This is a genomic window from Micromonospora sp. R311 (assembly GCF_056780015.1).
Window position 1 is genome coordinate 64630 of sequence record NZ_JBSWCE010000027.1, and the last position, 21483, is coordinate 86112.

Genomic DNA, 21483 nt, shown 5'->3' on the forward strand with positions numbered 1-21483 from the left:
CGGTGGAGGTCGATGCGTGGGCGGCGGAGTTGGATCGGTTGCACGCGCGGATCGGCGGTCGGTTCCGGCGGGCGGAGCCGCGGGCTCGGGTGCGGCAGTACCTGTGCGGGTTGGCCGCCGGGTTGCAGCGGAAGAACGGCTGGACCCTCGCGGAGCGCGCCGGTGAGGTGTCGCCGGACGGGATGCAGCGGTTGCTGCGCTGGGCGGACTGGGACGTCGAGGCGGTCCGTGATGACGTGCGGGACTACCTGATCGAGCACCTCGGCGACCCGCAGGGTGTGCTGATCGTCGACGACACCGGCTTCCTCAAGAAGGGCGTCCGCTCGGCGGGAGTGGCCCGGCAGTACTCCGGCACCGCCGGCCGGGTGGAGAACTGCCAGGTCGGGGTGTTCCTGGCCTATCGCTCGGTCAAGGGCCACGGGCTGATCGATCGGCAGTTGTATCTACCCGCGGCGTGGACCGACGACCGGCAGCGGTGCCGGGCCGCCGGCATCCCGGACGACGTCGAGTTCGCGACGAAGCCGCAGATCGCCAAGACGATGCTGGCTCGGGCCTTGGATGCCGGGGTGCCGGTCGGTTGGGTCACCGCCGACGAGGCTTACGGCCAGGTCAAAGGCCTGCGGGTCTGGCTGGAAGAGCGTGACGTCGGCTATGTGCTGGCCACCCGCCGCAACGATGACATGATCACCACCACGATGGGCACGGCACGGGCTGACGAGCTGATCGCCGCCCTACCCGCCCAGGCATGGTGCCGGTTGTCTGCCGGCGCCGGCGCCCACGGCCCTCGCGACTACGACTGGGCCCGCATGCCGATACGCATCTGCTGGCGACCCGGGCGCGGGCACTGGCTCCTCGCACGCCGCAGCATCACCACCGGCGAGATCGCCTACTACGTCTGCTACGGACCCCGCCGCACCCGCCTGATCGACCTGGCCCGCATCGCCGGCAGCCGGTGGGCCATCGAGGAATGCTTCCAGCAGGCCAAACAAGAAGCCGGCCTCGACGACTACCAGGTGCGTGACTGGCGGGCCTGGCACGCCCACATCACCCTCGCCATGGCCACCCACGCCTGGCTCACCGCAGCCAAAACCCTTACCGCAAAAGGGGAACCGGCACCGGCGAGGGCATGATGATCGGCTACACCGTACCGGAGATCCGCCGACTCATGGTGTCCCTGATCCTCACCACCCCGCCCTGCCCGGCACGCACCTGGGCCTGGTCACACTGGCGCCGACGACGCCAACACCAAGCCCGCACCAGCCACTACCGCCACCGCGGCTACCCGCCATAACTGCCGTTGCAGTACTAGGTAGCTGGTGTTAAACGGTGGCTTCCACGGGCGTGGCGGTCATCGTTTTCTATCTATTTCAGATAGTTTGCTGGTGTGGCGTTGGGTGTGGCTTCGCAGCAGTTGGACCTGCTGGATCCGGTGAGCCGGTTCTGCGGCGAGGCGTTACCTGCCAACTCGATCTTCACGTTTCTGCATGAGCAGCGGGAGGCGTTGTTCCCGGATGGGCTGTTCGCCGACCTGTTCGCGGTGGTTGGTCGGCGGTCGGTGCCGCCGTCGGTGGTGGCCACCGTGATGGTGCTGCAGCGCCTCGAAGGGCTGTCGGACCGGGAAGCGGTGGACCGGTTCACGTTCGACGCCCGCTGGCGTTACGCCGCGGGGGTCGGCGGCTGGGACGGCGCGGGCCGGGTCGGGTTCGCCCACACGGTGCTGGTTGACATGCGGGAACGGCTGCGTCGTTCGGACCGCCCGGACCGGATCTTCGAGGTGGCGTTGGACGCCGCCCGGGCGGCTGGGCTGCTGGGCCGGCGGCGGGTGCTGGACTCCACGCCCCTGTATGACGCGGTCGCGACGATGGACACGATCACGTTGATCCGCTCAGCGGTCCGGGGTCTGCTCGCCGTCGCCGGCGGTGACCTGGCCGGGCGGCTACGGGCCGTGCTGTCCAGCGGTGACGACTACAGCAGCACCGGCAAGCCGGTCATCGACTGGGACGACAAGACCGCCCGTGACGCCCTGGTGGACTCCCGCGCCCGCGACGGTTACGCCCTGCTCGCCGCCCTCGACGGGCTCACCGACCTGCCGGAGCCGGTCGGTCAGGCGATGCGGCTGCTGGCCACCGTCCTCGGTCAGGACCTGGAGGCCGGCGACGACGGGACGCTGCGCATCGCCCGGAAGGTCGCCCCGGATCGGGTGATCTCCACCGTCGATCCCGAGGCCCGGCACGGTCACAAGACCAACCACCGCGGCTTCGACGGCTACAAGGGCCACATCGCCGTCGACCCGGACGTCGAGGTCATCACCGCGACCGCGGTCACCGCCGGCAACGCCGGGGACGTCGAACCGGTCGCCGGGCTCATCGCCGACCTCACGGACCCGACCGCCGCCACCGGCCCTGCCGCCGTCTACGGCGACGCGGCCTACGGCGCCGGTGACGTCCTGCAACAGCTCGACAGTGCCGGGATCGACATCAAGACCAAGGTCCAGCCGCCCGTCGCCCCGACCGGGAAGTTCACCCAAGGACCGCTTCGACATCAACCTCCGTGATGCCGCGGTGACCTGCCCGGCCGGCAACACCATCCCGATCCGACCGGTCAAAAGCCACGCCCGCCACGCCGGCAAAGCCGACTTCGGCGCCGCCTGCGCCACCTGCCCCCTCCGCGCCCACTGCACCGACTCCAAGACCGGCCGCAGCATCACCATCAGCCGGCACGAAGCCCATCTCACCGCCGCCCGCACCCGCCAACAGCATCCCGCCTGGCAGGCCGACTACCGCGCCACCCGACCCAAAGTCGAACGCAAACTCGCCCACCTCATGCGCCGCCGCCACGGCGGACGCCGCGCCCGCATGCGCGGCCGGCACCGCGTCGCCGCCGACTTCACCCTCCTCGCCGCCGCGATCAACCTCGCCCGACTCGCCACCCTCGGCCTCACCCACACCCTCCACGGCTGGGCCATCAACCCCGCCTGAGACCACAGGCCCCGGCTGACCCCACCCGGCAACCGCTCTGAAGGGCCTGCACCGCCGCCCCAGCAACGGTTTCAGCACCCGAAACCCTCGAACCAGCACACCGAAAACCGACACCGCCCACCCGACAACGTCGGTCGACCGGGACCCGGTCAACCGCCGTTTAACACCAGTTACCTAGTCCCGTTCGTCGTAGTTGGACGATACGGCGGCTGCCTCGGCAGCCAGGCGCTGTCGCTCTTCTGGGTCGAGGCACTGTTCCCACTCGGTGAAGCGTTGGAACCGGTCGAGGAGCACATCGCCATAGGCGTCGGTGGCGGCGATCTGTCGGAGTTCGGTACGTCCGGCGAGGACGTCGCGGGCCATCTCCTGGAGGTCGTCGCCGGCGACGCCGTCCCGACGCCGGTCACGGTTTCGCCTGACATCCGCAGCTGACACCAACGGCGCCGAACGCTGGCGAGCACCAGCGGACGGATCAGGGGGAGTGCGCGGACGTCCCGGACGTCGGCGGACACCGTGACCATCGCCAGCTACGCCTTACAAGCGAGGGGTCGCAGGTTCGAAACCTGCCGCGCCCACCACATACCATCAGCGAGAACCGCCCCGAGAAGATCGCTTCCCGGGGCGGTGACAGCAACAGGGGCTATGAGAGCCGCCCGTCGAGCTTGCCGAGCGCCTGACGCATCACGTCGAGGTTGGCGTGGGAGTAGACCTTGAGGGTGATCTTCACGTCGGCATGGCGGGCGATGGCCTGGACGACGTGCGGCGGGACGCCCAGCTCCATGAGGGCATGTACTTGGCGATGGGCGACTACGAGGATGCCCTCGCGGCGCGGCTCACCGGGCAGTACGCCGCGTTGGAGCTACCGCCTGTGCCGGTTGACGAGGACGACCCGGCGGGCAGGGTGCACTGGTACGGGGGGCCCGGATGTGCTCGTTCCCTGCAAGGCCATGCCGCCGTGTGGGTCTGCGGACGTACCGAGCAGGACCTTGCCGAAGCCATCAGGCCCCTGCCCGGCCAGTGGTACCACTTCTTCTAAGCCACCCGCCCGCTGCGCCCACTACCGGTGCCGGTGAACCTAGCGAGGGGTCGGCTGGGCCGTCTACGGGCCGTCTGGGCCGTCTACGGGCCGTCTGGGCCGTTGCTGGGCCGTCAAGCGCTGACCAAGGATGACCGGCGACGACCAGCAGTACCCGAACAAACGCCAGGCCAGCCGCTATGTGACAGCGGCTGGCCTGATGGGCGACGGACGAGTCGACCTGTACGCCGGATTCTGTGACCGACGCGCGCCCCGAAGGGCCCGCGCCGGCGGCGGCCATCCATCTCGGCCTACCGTCGCCGGCAGGCTCCAGCGGCCTACCCGCAGACATCGGGCGGGCCACCCTCAAGCGTCTGCGCGGGTCGTCATCCTGCGGGCGACGACCCTTTCTTGGCCTTGCTCCGGGTGGGGTTTACCGAGCCACCCCGGTCACCCGGGGTGCTGGTGGGCTCTTACCCCACCGTTTCACCCTTACCGTCCCCGATGGGGCCGGCGGTCTGTTTTCTGTGGCACTGTCCCGCGGGTCACCCCGGGTTGCCGTTAGCAACCACCCTGCCCTGTGGAGTCCGGACGTTCCTCGGCGGCGGGCCGGAGCCCGCCGACGCGACCGCCCGGTCGACTCGTCCGTCGCGCACTCATCCTAACGACGCGCGCCCCGCAACTATTGCCGCCCCGACCCGCCTGACTCCGGCCGACACCCGGGACCGATCTTTACTTCAGGGAGGTGGTCCTCCCCGATCCTCGATGACCGGTATTTACCGGATAGTGCCGCCCTGACCGGTCGGATGGGCCGGGCCGGTTGCCGCCGGGCACCGCACAGGGTGGCGCCCGGGGCGCGTACTAGCCTCTGGGGACCATGGATCTCTCCGACGCCGCGCTGCTGCTCGTCGCCGGTCTCGCCGCGGGCACGGTCAACGCGGTGGCCGGCGGGGGCTCGCTCATCACCTTCCCCGCGATGCTCGCGGTCGGGCTGCCGCCGGTGCCGGCCAACGTCAGCAACTCGGTGGCGGTCTTCCCCGGCTACCTGGCGAGCGTGGCGGGCAGCCGGGTCGATCTGCCGCGCGGACGGGCGCTGGCCACCCTGGTGCCCACCACTATCGTCGGCACCATCGCCGGGGCGCTGGTGCTGCTGGCCACCCCGGCGCGCGCGTTCGAGCTGGTGGTGCCGTTCCTGGTGCTCGGGGCGACGGCGGTGCTGGCCTTCCAGGACCCGCTGCGCCGGCTGGTCGGGCATCCGCGCGACCTGTCGCCGCGCCGCCGTACGGTCGCCGTGCAGACCATGGTCGCGCTCGGCGCGGTGTACGGCGGCTACTTCGGCGCGGCGCTCGGGGTGATGCTGGTCGCCGGCCTGGCCCTGGTGCTGGACGCCACGCTGGCCCGGGTGAGCGCGATCAAGAACCTGCTCTCCGCCGTGGTCGGGTCGACCACGCTGGTGATCTTCGCGCTCTTCGGCCCGGTGAACTGGGCGGCCGTCGGGCTGGTCGCGCCGGCCACACTGGTCGGCGGGTACGCCGGTGCCCGGCTGGTCCGTCGGCTGCCGACGGTGGTGCTCAAGACGGTCATCGTCACGTTCGGCACGGTGATCGGGCTCTACCTGCTCGTCCGCGCGCTGGCCTGACCGCTCGGTACTCCTCGCCGACCGGTTCCTTCGGGGCGGGCGGCGGCCCGGACAGGGCGATGCCGCCGGGTCGTCACGACGACCCGGCGGCATCACGTCCGCTGCGGCATCGCCCACTGGAGCACGCCGCGCCCGGCCCCCGGGTGGTCAGCAGCCGGGGGCCGGGGATGCTCAGGCGACCGGCTCCGGCGCCGCGTCGGCGTCCCGGCGCTCGCCCGGGGTCACCCGCGGGTCGCCCTCGTCGGCGAAGTAGTCGTCCGGCGTGGTGCCGTCGTTGCCCTCGCGCACCTTCACCGCCCGCAGGATCAGCGTCACGATCGCCGCCACCAGCAGGTTCACCAGGACGGCCACGATGCCGACGTAGATCGTCCGGGTGGTGTCGAAGCCGAACTTCTCCAGCGGGAAGGCCGAGCCGGCGAAGTGCTTCCGGGTCGGGCTGGAGATCTGGTAGAGCATCCACATCCCGAGCCCCATGCCGGCCACCCAGCCGGCGATCAGCGCGCCCCGGTGGAACCAGCGGGTGTAGAGGCCGAGCGCCACCGCCGGCAGCGTCTGGAGGATGATGACGCCGCCGATCAGCTGGAGGTCGATGGAGAACTGCGGGTCCAGGAAGACGATGCAGGCCACCGCGCCGATCTTCACCACCAGCGAGGTGATCTTCGAGACGTTCGCCTCCTGCGCCGGGGTGGCGTCCCGCCGCAGGTACTCCTTGTAGATGTTGCGGGTGAACAGGTTCGCCGCCGCGATCGACATGATCGCCGCCGGGACCAGCGCGCCGATCCCGATGGCCGCGTACGCGACCCCGGTGAACCAGCTCGGGAACTGCTGGTCGAACAGCAGCGGCACGATGGTGTTGTTGTCCACCGTGCCCTCGGACGCCCCGGGCAGCGGCTTCACGTCGGCCGCGATGGCCATGTAGCCGAGCAGCGCGATCAGGCCGAGCAGCAGGCTGTACGCCGGCAGCGCGGACATGTTCCGCTTGATCACGTCCCGGTTCCGGCTGGCCAGCACGCCGGTGATGCTGTGCGGGTAGAGGAAGAGCGCCAACGCCGAACCGAACGCCAGCGTGACGTACTGGAGCTGGTTGTTGGCGTTGAGCAGGATCCCGTCGCCCGGGCTCGGCGAGGCGTCGAACTTCGCGTCGGCCGCGTCGAAGATCTCGCCCCAGCCGCCGAGCTTGTACGGCAGGTACAGCACCGCCACCAGGATCACGATGTAGATCAGCGTGTCCTTGACGAAGGCGATCAGCGCCGGCGCGCGCAGCCCGGACTGGTAGGTGTACGCGGCGAGGATGGCGAACGCGATGATGATCGGCAGGTGCCGGGCCAGGGTGCTCTCGCCGGTCACCCCCATGGCCTTGAGCACCGCCTCGATGCCGACCAGTTGCAGCGCGATGTACGGCATGGTGGCGACGATGCCGGTGATCGCGACCAGCAGCGCCAGCACCGGCGAGTCGAACCGGCTGCGGACGAAGTCGGCCGGCGTGACGAAGCCGTGCCGGTGCGACACCGACCAGAGCCGGCAGAGCACCAGGAAGACGAGCGGGTAGATGACGATGGTGTACGGCACGGCGAAGAAGCCCATCGCGCCCGCGCCGAACACCAGCGCCGGCACCGCCACGAAGGTGTACGCGGTGTAGAGGTCACCGCCGACCAGGAACCAGGTGATCCAGCCGCCGAAGTTGCGCCCGCCCAGGCCCCACTCGTCGAGGTGGGCCATGTCCCGCGGGGCCCGCCACCGGGCGGCCACGAACCCCATCGCGCTGACCAGCAGGAAGAGCAGCGTGAAGATGATGATCTCGGTGAGGTGGTCGCGCCACATCAGCGGTCACCCCGCTTCTTCGTGAGCTGGTAGACCACCGTCGTGGTGGTCACGCCCAGCACGATGTAGGCCAGTTGGAGCCAGTAGAACCGCGGGAAGCCGAACAGCCGTGGGCCGTCCGCGTTGAAGAACGCCGGGATCAGCGGCACCACGATCGGGATGAAGAGCAGCCAGTTCCATCTGCTCTTGTCCTTTGCCCGGGACGACCCCGTCAGGGGCGTCTCCGGTGCGGGTGTGGCCGGTTCGGGTGCAGCCATCTGACCCACCTCCAGTCGTAGCTCGGCATGTGACGGCCGGAGGCTACGACCCTGTGAGCGCCGTCACGTTCAGCTGATCCACACCGCTGCGCCGAACGGCGTGCCGGCTGCGCCGAACGGCGGGCGGGCTGAGATTTCCGGCCCGGCGCTCACTTCTTGGCACACCCGGACGCCGGTACGAACGGTGACGGGCCCGGTGCCGACGGGTCACCGGACCCGTCGTGGCCCGACGAATATCCGGGCCGTCCAGGTCGCGAGCGAGTGCCCGGACGCGGACGGGCCCGGGTGCGTCGCGCACCCGGGCCCGCCCATCGGCTCACCGCTTGACGGTCACCGTTCGGCGGCCCAGAGCAGGGCGCGGCCGAGCTGCGGCTGCAGGCCCTTGGGGTGCAGGCGGAAGGTCGGGTCGGTGCCGAACAGCACCACGCCGTTGCCCCCGGCGGACACCCCACGGACGATGCTGGCCTGGTTGGCCGCCGCGCCCTGGCCGCCGGCGCCCTCGGTTACCCACCAGCCGGAGAGCAGCGGGTCCGCGGCGTACGACTGCTCGATGCTGACCCCGGAGCCCAGGTTGGTGAACCAGACCGGCTGGCTGATGAACGAGTGCCCGGTGGCGCCGGCGGTGACCGGACCGCCGCTGTTCACCACGGTGGCCACCCCGCTGGCCAGGCTCGGGCCGGCGGTGGCGGTCACCGACAGCAGCCCGGCGGCGTTGCTGAAGCCGGCCCCAGGCGTGCCCAGGCCGACGACACCGCCGCCGCGGGCGAGGAAGGCGTCCAGGGCGGCCCGGTTCTCCGCCGTCAGGTTCGCCAGGTTGACGGTGCTGGCGACGAGGAGCACGTCGACGTCGTCGGTCAGGCTGGCGCTGAGCGTGGCGGCGGTCAGGGCACGGGCCGCGAAGCCGAGGTCGGCCAGCGTGTCCCGCTCCTCCACCGTGCCGAGGTGGCCGACGACCACCTCGTCCAGCCGGGTCCCGCTCCAGCCGGCCGGCGCGCGGTCGAAGGTCACCCCGTGGGCACGGACCTCGGCGCGGGCCAGCTTCCGGTTGGCCGGCGTGCCGGGTACGACCACCGAACCGTCGGCGAGGCGGTGCACCGCGACGCCCCGGCTCAGCAGCGAGTTGACCGCCAGCAGGTCCGCGGCGTCGCGCAGGTCGAGGCGCAGGTCACCGTTGCCCGGCGGGAGGTACCCCTCGGCCCGCCCGTCGTACGTCCGCTCCAGCCGCACGTCGGGCAGTTCGTCCCAGACGGTGTCCACGGTGGCGCCCCAGGTCAGCCCCTGGCTCCAGGCGGCCGGGCCGGCGTAGAGGTCGTCGACCCGGTCGGTGATGTCGGCGCCGGGTTCGAGCAGCGAGTTGACCAGGCCACGCTTGGGCTGGTGCAGGTCGACCACGTACGAGCCGGCCGGGTAGGCCCGGCCGCCCGCGGCGAACGGCTTCTTCGCCCGCCACACCCGGCCGCCGCTGCTGATCAACAGGTCGACGAGGCGGGCGGCGGCCGGCTCCGATCGCTGGCCGGCGCCGGTCGGGATGACGTACGCGCGGGGGAAGGTGGTGCGGTAGTCGTCCTCGGGCCCCCAGCCCGGCACGTAGCCGTCGGGGATGTCGCGCAGCGGCTCGCCCGCCCAGCCGCGCCGGTAGACCTCGGCCTGGTCGTGCAGCACCTCGGCCCGGTGCTCCTGGATGTACCGCAGGGAGGTCCGGATCGCCACCTCGTGCACATCGGTGTTGATCCCCGAGCGGCGCACCCGCTCCTGAGGGGTGAGGGTGCTGCCGCGCGGGTTGAGCGGGGCCTCGATGGTGTACGGGATGCTGCTCTGCAGCATCGCGAAGGACGGCACGTAGATCGGCGGGAAGTCGTCCCACACGCCGGGCTCGTCGTCCCGGAACGGGATGCGGGCCCGCTGGGTCTCGGCGTACCCGAGGCCGCGCAGGTCCGCCTCGATCGCCAGGGCGTTCGGCAGGCCGTGCTTGATGTAGAGGTCGTACTCGTTGTTGACGTTGTGCGGCGGGGTGCTGGGGTGCAGCAGCGTCGGGCTGACGTAGCCGTGCAGGTCGAGCGTGATGATCGGCTTCGTGTCGATGATCAGCTGACGGATCAGGTTGGTCTCCGGCTGCGCCACGATGGTGAGATCGCGGTTCAGGTCGTACCCGGCGGAGTTGGCCCGGGTGCCGGCGACCCGGCCGTCCGGGTTCGAGGTGATGTTGAAGACCAGCCGGTTGCGCCGCAGCAGCTGGGCCACCTCGGGGCTGGTGTCGGTGGCCAGGTCCTCGATCACCCGTAGCGCCGCGTCGGTGCCCTCCCACTCGTTGCCGTGGATGTTGGCGTTGACGAAGAGCGGGGTCTTGTACCCGGCGAGCAGCGCGGCGTCCTGCTGGGCCCGGGCCGGCTCGTCCTCGATGCGGCGCTTCCAAGCCTCCTGCTGCCGGGCCTCGGCGCGACTCTCCGGCGCGGTCACCGTGACCGCGTACAGGTCGTAGCCGCCGGCGGACCTCCCGGCCACCCGGGCGGAGACCCGGTCGCTGGCGGCCTGCAGGGCGTTCAGCTTCGGGGCGATGTCGTCGTAGGGGATGACGCCGATCGGGATCGAGGCGTCGGCCGGGTTGTCCGGCCAGACCGGCAGGACGTGCTGCTGGGGATAGCCCCGCACGTCGGCGAGGTCGGTGGCGCGCGGCGGCACCGCCGGCAACGCCGAGGCGACGGCGGGCGCGGTCAGCGCGGCCGTCGAGAGCACCGACGCGGTCAACGCGGTGGCGGTGAGCCGGGAAAGGTGTCTACGGACCAACAAGGACACATCTCCTGTCCTGAGGAGGGGTGCGCGCAGGCGGACGCACCGCAGGGCCGGAGACCCGCGGCGTCGGGGTTACGCCAGCAGCGTGCGAGGAAGGGTGGAACCCGGCGTCAGAGGGAGCGTCGACAGGCGGCGCTGGCGACGCGCAGCAGGTCGATGTGACCCCGCTTCGTCAGGTGAACGCTACGCACGAAACCGATCTTCAACGGCCGCCGGTGGAGTGTCAACAAGTTCCCGGATCGTCCACGGTGGCCTCCACCACCGTCCCGGTTCCTGGGAGTCAGGCGAACTCGGCCAGGTGGGCGGTCTCGTTGACGGTGCGGACCGCGACGCCGCCGTCGGGCCAGACGTCCAGCACCGAGATGCCGGCCGCGTCCAGGAAGAGCCGGTGCAGGAAGGCGTCGCCGGCGGCGAGCGCGTCCCGCAGCGCCAGCTTGATCGGCGAGACGTGGGAGACCACCACGACGGTCTCCCCGGGGTACGCCTCGACCAGCGCGTCCACCGCCCGGCGGGTGCGCTCGGCCACCGCCGTGAACGACTCCCCGTCCGGCGGCGCCACCCGGGTGGAGGCGAGCCAGGCGTCCATATCGCCGGCCCACCGCTGGCGTACCTCGGCGAAGGTGAGCCCCTCCCAGGCGCCGAAGTCGCACTCGATCAGGTCGTCCTCGCGGCGCACCGGCAGCCCGCCGAGCGCCCCGGCGATCGCCTCGGCGGTCGCCGTACACCGGGACAGCGGGGAGCTGACCACCGCCGCGACGGCCGGCGCCAGCTCGGCCACCCGGGCGGCGGTGGCCCGCGCCTGGGCCCGGCCGCGCTCGGAGAGCGGCACGTCGCCGCGACCTGAGTAGCGGCGCTGCGCGGTGTACTCGGTCTCGCCGTGGCGCACCAGGATCAACCGGGTGGCGGTGAAGCTCGGCCGCGGCTCCCAGGAGGCGGGCGCGGTGGCCGGATCGGTGCCGGTGGTCCGCGCCGAGGCGGCGCGGGCGGCCGCCTCGCGGGCCTGCGCCCGGCCCGCCGGCTCGGGGCCGGCGACCTCGCGCGGCGGCTCCACCACGCGCGGCGGCTCGACGACCGGGACCACCGGCGCGGCGCCGGCGGCGGCGTCCATCGCGGCGTTGGCGAGGGCGTCGGCGTGCCGGTTGCGCTCCCGGGGGATCCAGTTGAACCGGACCGCGGCGAACCGCTCGACCAGCCCGGCCGCCTGGGCGGCGAGCGGGCGTAGCCCGGGATGCTTGATCTGCCAGCGGCCGCACATCTGCTCGACCACCAGCTTCGAGTCCATCCGGGCCTCGACCTCGGCGGCGCCCAGCTCGGCGGCGGCCGCCAGCCCGGCGATCAGCCCCCGGTACTCGGCCACGTTGTTGGTGGCCACCCCGATCGACTCGGAGCGCTCGGCCAGCACCTCGCCGGTGTCCGGATCGCGGACCACCGCGCCGTAGCCGGCCGGCCCGGGGTTGCCCCTCGATCCGCCGTCGGCCTCGACGACGACCACGCGCGGCGCCACCGGCTACAGGCCGGACTCGTTGGTGCGCACCATGATCCGCCGGCACTCCTCGCAGCGGACCACGTCGTCCGGGTCCGCCTTGCGGATCCGGGCCAGGTCCGCGCCGGAGAGTTCCAGCCGGCAGCCGCCGCACCGGCCGGCGGTGAGCAGCGCCGCGCCGAGCCCGGTGTCCTCGCGGATCTTGTCGTAGAGCCGGATCAGGTCGGCCGGGAGGTCGTCGGCGAGCGGCCGGCGGGCGGACCGCTTGAACTCCTCCTCCTTGCCGATCTCGGCCAACGCCTCGTCGCGGCGCTGCTCGGTGGCCTCCCGCTGGTCGCGGGCCTCGGCCAGGCGCCGCTCCACGTCGTCCAGCACGGCCTGTGCGGTCTCCCGCTGCTCCATCAGCTCCAGCTCGGCGTCCTCCAGATCGCCCTGCCGGCGGTTAAGCGACGCCAGCTCGTGCTGGAGCGCCTCCAGCTCCCGGGCCGGGCCGCTGCCGGCGGCGAGCCGCGCCTCGTCCTTGGCCTTGCGGGCCCGCACCTGGTCGATGTCCTTCTCCAGCCGGGCGATGTCCCGGTCCAGGTCGTCGACCGCCACCTGGGCGCGGACGCGCTCGTCCTCCAGCGCCGACAGCTGGCGGGCCAGCGCCTCCAGCTCGGCCCGCTCGGGCAGCGTGCGACGGCGGTGGGCGAGCTGGGTGAGCGCGGTGTCGATCGCCTGGAGGTCGAGCAGGCGGCGCTGGACCTGGGGGTCAGCCTTCACGGTCGGGGCTCCTTGTCGTCCACCGCGGGTGGGGCGGCGTGTACGGTCCACGGGTCGGTGTCCCGGTCGGACACCAGCGTCTCGACACCCGGCGTCGCCCGCAGCAGGGCGGCCAGGTCGTCCAGCCACGGTCGTTCGGTCGCCCAGTGGGCGGCGTCCAGCAGGGCCGGGCCGCCGGCGGCGAGGTGCTCGCCGGCGGGATGGTGGCGCAGGTCGGCGGTGAGGTACGCGTCCGCCCCGGCGGCGGTCGCGTCGGCCAGGAAGGCATCGCCCGAGCCGCCGCTGACCGCGAGGGTACGGATCGTCCGCCCGGGATCGCCGGCGGCGCGCACCCCCCAGGCGGTGACCGGGAGCACGGCGGCGGCGTGCCGGGCCAGCTCGGCGAGGGTCATCGGCTCCGGCAGCTCACCGATCCGGCCGATCCCCCGCCCGGCGCCGTGCGCGGGCGAGCCGGGCGCGGGCGGGTGCAGCGGGCGCAGCCCGGTCAGCCCGAACCGGGCGGCCAGCGCGTCGGAGACGCCCGGCGCGGCCACGTCGGCGTTGGTGTGCGCGACGTACAGCGCCACGTCCGCCTTGATCAACTGGTGGACGATCCGCCCCTTGTACGTGGTGGGCGCCACCGAGGAGACCCCGCGCAGCAGCAGCGGGTGGTGGGCGACGATCATGTCGACGCCCGCGGCGAGCGCCTCGGCGACCGTCTCGGGCACCACGTCGACCACGCAGAGCACCCGGCGCGCCGGGGCCCAGGGCTCGCCGAGCACCAGACCGACCCGGTCCCAGTCCTCCGCCCAGACCGGCGGGTAGCGCCGTTCCAGCTCGGCCACCACGTCGGCGACGGTCGGCGGAACTGCGCTTGTGCTCACGGCGGGCCAGCTTACCGGTACCCGGGCGGCCCGGGCGGATGCTCGGGCGCGGCGGATGTTTCAGGCCACGGCGGGGCCGACCGGGCAGAGCCGGTCGCGTACCGCACTGAGCGGCAGTGCCCACGGGAAGGCGTGCAGGTGCCGCTCCCCCGTCCCGGGCGGGTGCAGCGGGAAGACGTGGTCGCCGAAGAGCACCGTCACCCCCCATTCGGCGAGCCGCGCCATGCCGCTGCGGAACGCCGGGTGGCGGGCCATCGCCGCGTTGGTGAACGGCACCGCGACCAGCGGCACCCCCTGGCCCTGCGCCTCGACCAGCAGGCCCAGCGCGAGCGTGTCGGTGATCCCGGCTGCCCACTTGTTGACCGTGTTGACCGTGGCCGGGCAGACGATCATCGCGTCGGCCGGCGGCAGGACGTCCGGATCACCCGGGTTCTTGTAGCGGTTCCGCACCGGGTGACCGGTCTGTCGGGCCAGCGCGGCCCGGTCGACGAACTTCGCGCCGTCCGGCGTGGTGATCACGCAGACGTCCCAGCCGTCCTGCTGGGCCAGCTCCACGAGCCGGCCGACGTGGCGGGCCAGCGGCGATCCGCAGGCGATGACGTAGAGCACCTGGCGGCGCCCGGTGTGCTGCGGGCCGGTCATCAGGCCGGCTCCGCGCTCATACCCCTACTCCCATGTGCTCAGCCAACTCCGCGATCGGAGAAGGCGGCGCACCACGTGTGCGACGCAGGATGTCGGACATCACCTCGTGGGCGATCGGCCGGCAGCGGATCTCGGACGGGGCCAGCCGATCGCCACGCAGCAGCATCTCCCCGGCGTTGGCCACGTCGCCGATCTGGGCGAAGCCGCGGGCGATGTCGAGCAGGTGGTGCGCCCGCCGCTCCGGCAGCAGCGCGTTGAACGCCGGTTCCTGGACGCGCTGCTGGTGGACCTCGACCGCCCGGCCGCCGTCCCCCAGTTCGACGGCCGCGGCCGCCCGGTGCAGTTCCAGGTTGGTCGGGCCGAACGACGTCCAGTAGTGGTTCTGGTCGCTGCCGAGCAGCGTCGCCGCCTCCTGGGCGCCGTTGAGCAGGTCGTCGACGGTGGCCGAGTCGCCGATCCGGGACGCGGCCATCGCGCCCTGGAGCAGCAGCATGCCGTAGACGGAGAGCCGTTCCGGGGAGGCGTCGTTGCCTCCACCGGGGGCGAGCCGGTTGGCGATGGTGACGTTCAGTTCCAGCGCGGGCCGGGCCCGCCCCATCGCGACCAGCGCGTTGCAGACCCGGGTGGTGGCGATGCCGGCGAGCAGCTGGTCGTCGGCGCGCTGGGCGACCGCCATGGACCGGTCGGCGGCCAGCCAGGCCAGGTCGCACTCGCCGAGCTTGCGCAGCACCGAGGAGGCGATCTGGTAGACCTGCCCGAGCAGGTGGGCCGCCTCGCGGGCCTGGTCCCCGCGGTAGCCGGCGTCGGCGGCCTGGGCGTCGCGCAGCAACTTGGGCAGCGCGCGGGTGAGCATCCCGTAGCGGCCGTACTGGTAGGTGAGCCAGGCGTGGTTGACCGCCTTGCGCATGTCGGCCAGCGGTGGCGGGTGCGGCGCCGCGTCGAAGTACGCGCTCATCGCGTCGTAGCGCTCCAGGGCGGCCCGGATCTCCTGGACCTCGACCTGGTCGATGCAGTTCAACGCGTCGGTACGCCGCTCCGGGTCCTTGCCGAGCAGCAGTTGCACGTCGACCTGGAGGATGTCGGCGATCTCGTAGAGGACGGAGAACTTGTCCAGCCGGCGTACCCCGCGCTCGACCTTGTCCACCCAGCTCTTCGACTTGCCCAGCCGGTCCGCGAAGACCTGCTGCGACATCTTGCGCCGCCCGCGCCAGTAGGCCACCCGCCGCCCAATGGGTAACTCGTCCATCTCCCCATCCCTCCCCTTGCCTCCATCCGGCCGGCGTGCCGGGTGGTCCTCCGCGGGCGCGACGTTCACTTTCAGGTTTTCGCTGGTCGCACAGCCTGTACGTCAGCCGTACAGCCAGTCCTCATAGTTTTCGTGCAACTTGCATCAACCGTTCGTCAATCCAACGAGCGCGGGTTACGGCAGTGACGGTGTTCGACATACGACCTGGGTGTCCGACCGGGTCCGCCGAGGGGAGATGGCACACATGTGGGGGAACGTCGGGCCGCGCGTCGTCCAACTGTCGCCATTGGAACGGGTGCGGCTGCGCCGGGTGGCCGTGCGCTACGCGCTGCACGGCTGGGAGGTGACCCCGGGCGCCTGCCTGGCGCGGAGCCGGTTCGTCTGCGGCCGTGCCGGCTGCCCCACCGTCGGCTGCCACCCCGCCCTGGAGAACTGGGAGCACGCGGCCAGCGCCGACCCGGCCCGGGTGGCGACCTGGTGGCGGAACCGGCCGCACGGCGTGCTGCTCCCCACCGGCCGGGCGTTCGACGTGCTGGAGGTCGCCGCGCACCTCGGCCGGCGGGTCCTCGACGCGGTGCGGACCCATCCGGCGGGCGTCGGCGTCCGCGGGCCGGTGCTGGTGACCCCCACCGGCCGCTGGATGTTCCTGGTCCGCCCGGGTGACCCGCTCCGGCCGGAGCTGGACCACTGCTTCCACGTGGTCCGGCACGGACCCGGCTCGTGGATCCCCGCGCCACCGACCCGGCTGCCGGAGGGCACCGTACGCTGGGCCGTCGCGCCCGAACAGGCCCGCTGGCAGCTGCCCGACTCCTACCTGGTGCAGAACGCGCTGATCGACGCGCTGCGGGCCACCGGCGTGACGTTGAGCTCGGAACTGCTTCCCGGGCACCTCCCGCTGCCGCGCCGGGGGATGTGAACCTCGGTCGGGCAGCGTCGCCGGCCGGCCCCGCCTCGTTGCACAGGGCGACGGCGCAGCAGCCAGGAGCGGGGGTTCCATGTCCACCGACGACACCACGCGCCAGCCGGACGGCACCGAGCCACCCCGGCACAGCCGCCCGGCGTACCGCTGGGCCGGCACCCGGCCCGCCGGCTCCCGACCGGGCCGGCCCCGGCCCGCCGGCTCCCGACCCGCCGGCACCCACCGCCCGACCCGCTGACCACAGGGGTCACGCCGAGCCGAGCGAGCCGCCGTGATCCACCGGGCCGACGCCATGCTCCACCGGGCCCCGTCCTCCTCGGGCCGCCGCCCTGCCCGCGCCGGGCCGACGCCGTGCTCCTCGACGGCCGCCCTGCTCGTGCCGGCCGACGCCGTGCTCGGCCGGGCGGGAAGGCCGTTTCGACCGGGCGAGGCGGTGCGCATCCGGGCTCGGGTGCGACCAGTCACCCCACGCGCCCTTTGCTCTGCTTCAACCCACGCAGCACTCTGGGGCTCCGACCGTTGCGCGGGTTGAAGCAGAGCAAAGGGTCCCGGAGGAGGGCTTCCTCCTCCTCGCCCCGATCCGACCACTGCGCCCGCTGAAGCAGAGCAAAGGGTCCCGAAGGAGGCTTCCTCCTCCTCGCCCCGATCCGACCACTGCGCCCGCTGAAGCAGAGCAAAGGGACCGGAACGAGGAGCTTCCTCCTCCTCGCCCCGATCCGACCACTGCGCCCGCTGAAGCAGAGCAAAGGGACCGGAACGAGGAGCTTCCTCCTCCTCGCCCCGATCCGACCACTGCGCCCGCTGAAGCAGAGCAAAGGGACCGGAACGAGGAGCTTCCTCCGCCTCGCCCCGGGCAGACGCCCGGTCCGGGGCGGCGATGGGCGCGTGGTCCGCCGCGTCAGTCGGCCAGCGGGAGCTTGTTCGAGTGCAGCAACCGGCCGTCGTCGGTGACGATCGCGTGCTGGTGCCCGGCGAGCCGGTCCAACCAGCCGATGCCGGCGACGCCCATCGCCACCACCGCGGTGGCGTACGCGTCGGCGACGCCGAGGTCCGCGCCGACCACGGTCACCGAACGCAGGCCGCTCGCCGGCGCGCCCCGCCGGGGATCCCTGACGTGCGGGCCGCGCTCGTACACCCCGGAGGTGGCCACCGCCAGGTCGGTGCCGGTCAGCACCAGGCAGGTGGCCATCGGTTCCCACGGGTGCCGGACGCCGATCCGCCACGGCCGCCCGCCCGCCGACCGCCCCCGCACCCGCACGTCGCCGCCGGCGTTCAGGCAGTGGTTGACCGCCCCGGCTGCGCACAGCCGGTCCGAGGCGACCTGCGCCGCCCAGCCCTTCACGTAGCCGGACGGGTCGAGCCGGCCGGTCGCGTACGCGTCGAAGAACCCGTCGGTGGCGCGCCACAGCTCCGCGCAGCGGGCCAGCACCTCCCGCAGGTCGGCCGAGGCGTCGGCGACCGGCAGCTCGCCCCGGTCCACCCGGCACACCTCGCTGTCCGCCCGGTACGTGCTGAACCGGGCGTCCACCTCGCGCAGCCAGCCGAACACCCCGTCGGCCAGCTCGGCCAGCTCGGCGGCGGGCAGGTCGTCGGCGAGGTCCAGGCTGATCGCCGTACCCATCACGTGCTCGACCCGGCGCAGCCCGGGCCGGGCCGGCGCGGCCGGCACCTCAGCCGGCCCGGTCGATCGCGGCCTGCAACGACTGCCGGTACGAGTCGCTGGTCGCGGTCGCCCCGGAGACGGTGTCCAGGTCGGCGCTCTGCTGCTGCACCACCTCGCCGGAGCTGCCGCTGTAGCGGTCGTCGACCTGCTCGCTGCGCTGGTCGGACTGGGCCGTCTCCTCGGGCAGTTCCAGCGCGACCACGTTGACGATCCGCGACCCGGCCAGGGTGATCTGCACCTGGACGTTGCCGTACTCGTTCTCCACCACCGGCCCGGTCACCGTGCGGGTGGTCGGCTGCGCCGGCTTGCTGCTGGTCCTCGGCGCGGACGGCGCCCGGGTGCCGGAGCCGGGCCGGCTCGCCGGGGGTCGGGCGGTGGTGGTGCGGGCGGGCCGGGGCGAGGCGGTGCTGCCGGCCGGCGTCCCGTCCTTCGCCCCGGGTGGCGCCTGCGGAGGTGCCGAACCGGCGCCGGGAGCCGCCGGCCGCCCGTCGACCGGCCGGCCCTGGGCGGCGACCTGGGTGGTGTCCGGCCCGCCCTTGAGCACCACCATCGCGGTGGTGCTGGCCGCCAGGCCGGTGATCGCGAGGAGTGCGCGGCGCATGCTGCCTTCCTACAACTCGAACGTGGCGAGGTGGATCTGCCGGCGGGGCACCCCGGCCTGGCGCAGCACCCGGAGCGACTGCTCGACCAGGCCGGGCGGCCCGCAGAGGTAGACGTCCCGCCGGACGACGTCGGGCACCAGCCGGCGCAGCCCGTCCGGGCTCATCACCTGGCGCGGGCCGGGGTCGTGGCGGGAGCCGATGACGTACCAGACCGAGACGTCGCGGGCCTGGGCCAGCCAGTCCAGCTCCCGGCTGAGCAGCACGTCGGCCGGGGTGCGGGCGCGGTAGATCAGCGCCGCGCCGGGCGGCAGCTCCTCCAGCATCGCGCGGATCGGGGTGATCCCGCTGCCGCCGGCGATCAGCAGGGCCCGCTCCCGGGTACGGTGCGCGGCGGTGAAGGTGCCCGACGGCCCCTGCACCCAGACCCGGGTGCCCGGGTCCAGGTCGCGCAGGTCGGCGGTGTGGGTACCGACCACCTTGACGGTCAGGCGCAGCCAGCGGCCGTTGGCCGCGGCGGAGACCGAGAACGGGTGGGACTGCCACCAGCAGCCCCGGGTGAGGAACCGCCAGCGGAAGAACTGGCCGCCGAGCAGCTCCATCCGGTCCAGCCGGCGACCGGTCAGGTAGATCGAGATGGTGTCCGGGCTCTCCGCGACCACGTCGGCGACCTGCAACCGGTGCCGCAGGTTGAACAGCAGCGGGACGACCACCCGGCCCCAGAGCAGGGCGGCGACCACCAGCACGTACAGGGCGATCCAGAAGGTGCGCACCGGGCCGGGGCGGAACAGCTGCGCGCCGTTGCTGAACTGGTGGCCGAAGCCGAGCAGCAGCACCGGATAGGCGGACAGGTGCAGGGCGTGCCACAGCTCGTACGGCAACGCGGTGCGGATGGCCCGGATGCTGGTGAAGCCGACCAGCACCATGATGCCGGCGGCGGCGAACGCGGAGACCATGTCCTCGTAGTCGCGCAGCAGCACCCCCGCCTCGGTGAGCACGGAGTTGTCCTCCAGGCCGGCGTAGCCGACCACGATCAGCGAGGTGTGCGCGAGCACCGCGACCAGCAGGGTGGCGCCGACGTCGCGGTGCCAGCGGGCCAGCTGCTCGCCGCCGATCCACCGTTCCAGCACCGGCAGCCGGCTCATCATCAGCACCTGCACCAGCAGCAGGTAGCCGGCGACCAGGCCGGTGATCCGGCCGGCCGCGGTGAGCGTCGCGGCCGAGTCGCGCAGCGAGCCGGCCGGGGTGTCCAGCCACCAGGGCAGCACGCTGGCCAGCAGGCCGACCACCAGCAGGGCGGCCAGCAGCCGCCGGCCGCCGGGTCCGCGCCGCGGCGGCACCGGTGGCGGTACGTCCGCAGCCGGCCGGCCGCCGTGCCGGGACGGGGTCCCGGTGCGGCGGCCGGCGGCGTGCGTACGGGTGTACGTCACGCGTACAGCTTCATCGGGGCGTACTTCTGCCGGGGGAAGATCTTCTCCACCTCCGCGTTGGTGAGCCCGAACCGACCCTGCGCGACGGACCCGTAGACGTTGAACATGTTGTTGTATTCGGGTACGTCGCCGGAGTCGAGATCGTTCAATCCGTTCCAGGTGCCGAGCAGCGAGCCGGCCAGCTTGCGTCCGGACAGGATGGTCACCACCCCGCCGTGCCCGTGGTCGGTCCCGCCGCCGTTGGAGGCGACCCGCCGGCCGAACTCGCTGGACACCATGATCGTCACGTCGGCGGCCTGCTCGCCGAGGTCGGTGAAGAACGCGGCCATCGCGCCGGCCAGCTCGTTCAGCCGGCGGTGCAGCTGGCCGCCGGACCGGCTGCCCTGGTTCTCGTGGGTGTCGTAGCCACCCATCCCGACCGTGGCCACCCGGACGTTCGCGCCGCCCTTGATGAGCTGGGCGAGCTGCTGGAAGGCGCGGCCGACGCCCTCGTACTCCACGCCCTCGGCCGGCCGGTAGGGCTTGGCGGCCAGCTTCTGCGCGGTGGCCAGCGCGCCCAGGCCGGACTGCACGGCCTCCTCGACCGGGTGGTTGATTCCGGTGAAGAGCCCCTTGATGGCCTTCTCGGTGGCGGCGCGGAACCGGTCGTCGCCGTTGAGCCGCAGCGAGCCGACGTTGTTCAGCGACAGCGCGCCGTTGGTGCCGACCAGCGAGCGGGGCAGCGTGCTGCCGATGCCGACGCTGCGGAACGCGGTGCCCTTGCCGAGCGAGTCGACCAGGCTGTCCAGCCAGCCCCGGCCGCCGGTCTCGCCGGGCAGGCCGCCGAGGTTGCAGGCGTCCGCGGCCTGGAAGTGGCTGCGGGACAGCCGCTCGTCGGAGACCGCCGGGACGAAGCCCAGCTGGCCGGACTTCAGCCACGGCTCCAGCGGCTTGAACGCGCTGGTCAGCTTGAACCCGCGGCCGACCGCCAGCGAGTCGTCGGCGAGCAGCAGGTCGGGGCGGGCCTTGGCGAGCACCGGGTCGGCGGCCGGGGCGACCAGGCTCAGCCCGTCCAGCCCGCCGTAGAGGAAGACGTGGACCAGGGTGCCGGTCTTGGTGGCGGCGAACGACGCCGAGGTGGTGACGAACTGGGCGGTGGCCAGCGCGGTGGCGGTGGCGGCCGCGCCGGCGACGAAGGTGCGCCGGGTCACCCCGCGACCGTCCTGCTGGGCCTCCTCCAGGTCCTCCAGCCGTCGGTAGCGGTCCCGCTCGGCGGCGTTCTCGGCGGCGACGATGTCGGCCTCCGCGCGCAGCAGCGCCTCGGCCGGGTTGTCGGCCAGCCGCCGCAGGTCGGGGCATTCGGGGTGCAGGGGGTACGAGTACACGGTCTTCTCCAT

Annotated in this window: 21 protein-coding genes and 1 other RNA gene; 7 read left to right on the plus strand and 15 right to left on the minus strand. The window is 72.8% G+C overall.

Translation table 11 applies throughout. The features are described 5' to 3' along the window. The first annotated feature begins 2 nt into the window (after window positions 1-2). The 4 genes from AC1WTP_RS22700 (at window position 3) to AC1WTP_RS22715 (ending at window position 3410) form a co-directional block, all read left to right on the plus strand. Window positions 3-1130, plus strand: a complete 1128-nt coding sequence (locus AC1WTP_RS22700; RefSeq protein ID WP_481651335.1) for an IS701 family transposase — start codon at window positions 3-5, stop codon at window positions 1128-1130. 254 nt (window positions 1131-1384) lie between these two features. Next, window positions 1385-2554, plus strand: coding sequence for a transposase (locus AC1WTP_RS22705; RefSeq protein WP_481651285.1), 1170 nt, complete (start codon window positions 1385-1387; stop codon window positions 2552-2554). Window positions 2555-2561: 7 nt separating this feature from the next. Continuing rightward, window positions 2562-2978, plus strand: a complete 417-nt coding sequence (locus AC1WTP_RS22710) for a transposase (RefSeq protein ID WP_481651286.1) — start codon at window positions 2562-2564, stop codon at window positions 2976-2978. A 273-nt stretch (window positions 2979-3251) separates the two neighbouring features. Beyond that, window positions 3252-3410 (plus strand): hypothetical protein, encoded by a 159-nt coding sequence (locus AC1WTP_RS22715; RefSeq protein ID WP_481651287.1) that lies wholly within the window; start codon window positions 3252-3254, stop codon window positions 3408-3410. Between the two features lie 208 nt (window positions 3411-3618). On the opposite strand, the gene AC1WTP_RS22720 is transcribed toward AC1WTP_RS22715, so the two are convergent. Next, entirely contained in the window at window positions 3619-3759 is a 141-nt protein-coding gene (locus tag AC1WTP_RS22720) for a hypothetical protein (RefSeq protein WP_481651288.1), read from the minus strand. A 462-nt stretch (window positions 3760-4221) separates the two neighbouring features. Then, window positions 4222-4637: RNase P RNA component class A (gene rnpB / locus AC1WTP_RS22725), an RNA gene on the minus strand. Window positions 4638-4870: 233 nt separating this feature from the next. Here rnpB and AC1WTP_RS22730 point away from each other — a divergent pair. Further along, window positions 4871-5632 carry a sulfite exporter TauE/SafE family protein gene (locus tag AC1WTP_RS22730; RefSeq protein WP_481651289.1) on the plus strand — a complete coding sequence of 254 codons (762 nt, stop codon included), beginning with the start codon at window positions 4871-4873 and terminating at the stop codon, window positions 5630-5632. Window positions 5633-5803: 171 nt separating this feature from the next. Here AC1WTP_RS22730 and mctP read toward each other — a convergent pair whose 3' ends face one another. From mctP to AC1WTP_RS22775, 9 genes are all read right to left on the minus strand, one after another. Then, window positions 5804-7453, minus strand: a complete 1650-nt coding sequence (gene mctP / locus AC1WTP_RS22735; RefSeq protein ID WP_481651290.1) for a monocarboxylate uptake permease MctP — start codon at window positions 7451-7453, stop codon at window positions 5804-5806. Then, window positions 7453-7710 carry a DUF3311 domain-containing protein gene (locus AC1WTP_RS22740; RefSeq protein WP_481651291.1) on the minus strand — a complete coding sequence of 86 codons (258 nt, stop codon included), beginning with the start codon at window positions 7708-7710 and terminating at the stop codon, window positions 7453-7455. Before AC1WTP_RS22740 ends, mctP begins: the two co-directional genes overlap by 1 nt. Window positions 7711-8040: 330 nt before the next feature. Beyond that, entirely contained in the window at window positions 8041-10497 is a 2457-nt protein-coding gene (locus tag AC1WTP_RS22745; protein WP_481651292.1) for a M14 family zinc carboxypeptidase, read from the minus strand. 113 nt (window positions 10498-10610) lie between these two features. Further along, complete coding sequence (locus AC1WTP_RS22750; RefSeq protein ID WP_355149468.1) at window positions 10611-10691, minus strand: putative leader peptide; 81 nt, start codon at window positions 10689-10691, stop codon at window positions 10611-10613. An 89-nt stretch (window positions 10692-10780) separates the two neighbouring features. Continuing rightward, window positions 10781-12004: a bifunctional RNase H/acid phosphatase gene (locus tag AC1WTP_RS22755; RefSeq protein WP_481651293.1), complete on the minus strand. Its 1224-nt coding sequence runs from the start codon at window positions 12002-12004 to the stop codon at window positions 10781-10783. Between the two features lie 3 nt (window positions 12005-12007). Continuing rightward, window positions 12008-12745 (minus strand): zinc ribbon domain-containing protein, encoded by a 738-nt coding sequence (locus tag AC1WTP_RS22760; protein WP_481651294.1) that lies wholly within the window; start codon window positions 12743-12745, stop codon window positions 12008-12010. Then, complete coding sequence (locus AC1WTP_RS22765; RefSeq protein WP_481651336.1) at window positions 12742-13572, minus strand: Nif3-like dinuclear metal center hexameric protein; 831 nt, start codon at window positions 13570-13572, stop codon at window positions 12742-12744. Before AC1WTP_RS22765 ends, AC1WTP_RS22760 begins: the two co-directional genes overlap by 4 nt. A 96-nt stretch (window positions 13573-13668) precedes the next feature. Next, complete coding sequence (locus AC1WTP_RS22770) at window positions 13669-14250, minus strand: flavoprotein (protein WP_481651295.1); 582 nt, start codon at window positions 14248-14250, stop codon at window positions 13669-13671. A gap of 16 nt (window positions 14251-14266) precedes the next feature. Further along, window positions 14267-15496, minus strand: a complete 1230-nt coding sequence (locus tag AC1WTP_RS22775; protein WP_481651296.1) for a helix-turn-helix domain-containing protein — start codon at window positions 15494-15496, stop codon at window positions 14267-14269. A 235-nt stretch (window positions 15497-15731) separates the two neighbouring features. Between AC1WTP_RS22775 and AC1WTP_RS22780 the strand changes: the two genes are divergently transcribed. Beyond that, window positions 15732-16412, plus strand: a complete 681-nt coding sequence (locus AC1WTP_RS22780) for a bifunctional DNA primase/polymerase (protein WP_481651297.1) — start codon at window positions 15732-15734, stop codon at window positions 16410-16412. A gap of 79 nt (window positions 16413-16491) precedes the next feature. Then, window positions 16492-16653 (plus strand): hypothetical protein, encoded by a 162-nt coding sequence (locus AC1WTP_RS22785; protein ID WP_481651298.1) that lies wholly within the window; start codon window positions 16492-16494, stop codon window positions 16651-16653. Between the two features lie 660 nt (window positions 16654-17313). On the opposite strand, the gene AC1WTP_RS22790 is transcribed toward AC1WTP_RS22785, so the two are convergent. The 4 genes from AC1WTP_RS22790 to AC1WTP_RS22805 are packed head-to-tail and all read right to left on the minus strand — an operon-like array spanning window position 17314 to window position 21483. Beyond that, window positions 17314-18036 carry an FAD:protein FMN transferase gene (locus AC1WTP_RS22790; protein ID WP_481651337.1) on the minus strand — a complete coding sequence of 241 codons (723 nt, stop codon included), beginning with the start codon at window positions 18034-18036 and terminating at the stop codon, window positions 17314-17316. 49 nt (window positions 18037-18085) lie between these two features. Further along, complete coding sequence (locus AC1WTP_RS22795; RefSeq protein ID WP_481651299.1) at window positions 18086-18679, minus strand: FMN-binding protein; 594 nt, start codon at window positions 18677-18679, stop codon at window positions 18086-18088. Between the two features lie 9 nt (window positions 18680-18688). Then, window positions 18689-20107, minus strand: a complete 1419-nt coding sequence (locus AC1WTP_RS22800; RefSeq protein WP_481651300.1) for a ferredoxin reductase family protein — start codon at window positions 20105-20107, stop codon at window positions 18689-18691. Further along, window positions 20104-21483 (minus strand): DUF1501 domain-containing protein, encoded by a 1380-nt coding sequence (locus AC1WTP_RS22805; protein WP_481651301.1) that lies wholly within the window; start codon window positions 21481-21483, stop codon window positions 20104-20106. The genes AC1WTP_RS22800 and AC1WTP_RS22805 overlap by 4 nt, the downstream gene beginning before the upstream one ends.

Bases quoted from the DNA above. Each gene is read 5' to 3' on its own strand.
- AC1WTP_RS22720 (WP_481651288.1), bottom strand. From the start codon at position 3,759: ATGGAGCTGGGCGTCCCGCCGCACGTCGTCCAGGCCATCGCCCGCCAT.
- AC1WTP_RS22730 (WP_481651289.1), top strand. From the start codon at position 4,871: ATGGATCTCTCCGACGCCGCGCTGCTGCTCGTCGCCGGTCTCGCCGCG.
- mctP (WP_481651290.1), bottom strand. From the start codon at position 7,453: ATGTGGCGCGACCACCTCACCGAGATCATCATCTTCACGCTGCTCTTC.
- AC1WTP_RS22740 (WP_481651291.1), bottom strand. From the start codon at position 7,710: ATGGCTGCACCCGAACCGGCCACACCCGCACCGGAGACGCCCCTGACG.
- AC1WTP_RS22770 (WP_481651295.1), bottom strand. From the start codon at position 14,250: ATGACCGGCCCGCAGCACACCGGGCGCCGCCAGGTGCTCTACGTCATC.
- AC1WTP_RS22775 (WP_481651296.1), bottom strand. From the start codon at position 15,496: ATGGACGAGTTACCCATTGGGCGGCGGGTGGCCTACTGGCGCGGGCGG.
- AC1WTP_RS22780 (WP_481651297.1), top strand. From the start codon at position 15,732: ATGGCACACATGTGGGGGAACGTCGGGCCGCGCGTCGTCCAACTGTCG.
- AC1WTP_RS22785 (WP_481651298.1), top strand. From the start codon at position 16,492: ATGTCCACCGACGACACCACGCGCCAGCCGGACGGCACCGAGCCACCC.
- AC1WTP_RS22790 (WP_481651337.1), bottom strand. From the start codon at position 18,036: ATGGGTACGGCGATCAGCCTGGACCTCGCCGACGACCTGCCCGCCGCC.
- AC1WTP_RS22795 (WP_481651299.1), bottom strand. From the start codon at position 18,679: ATGCGCCGCGCACTCCTCGCGATCACCGGCCTGGCGGCCAGCACCACC.
- AC1WTP_RS22805 (WP_481651301.1), bottom strand. From the start codon at position 21,483: ATGGAGAAGACCGTGTACTCGTACCCCCTGCACCCCGAATGCCCCGAC.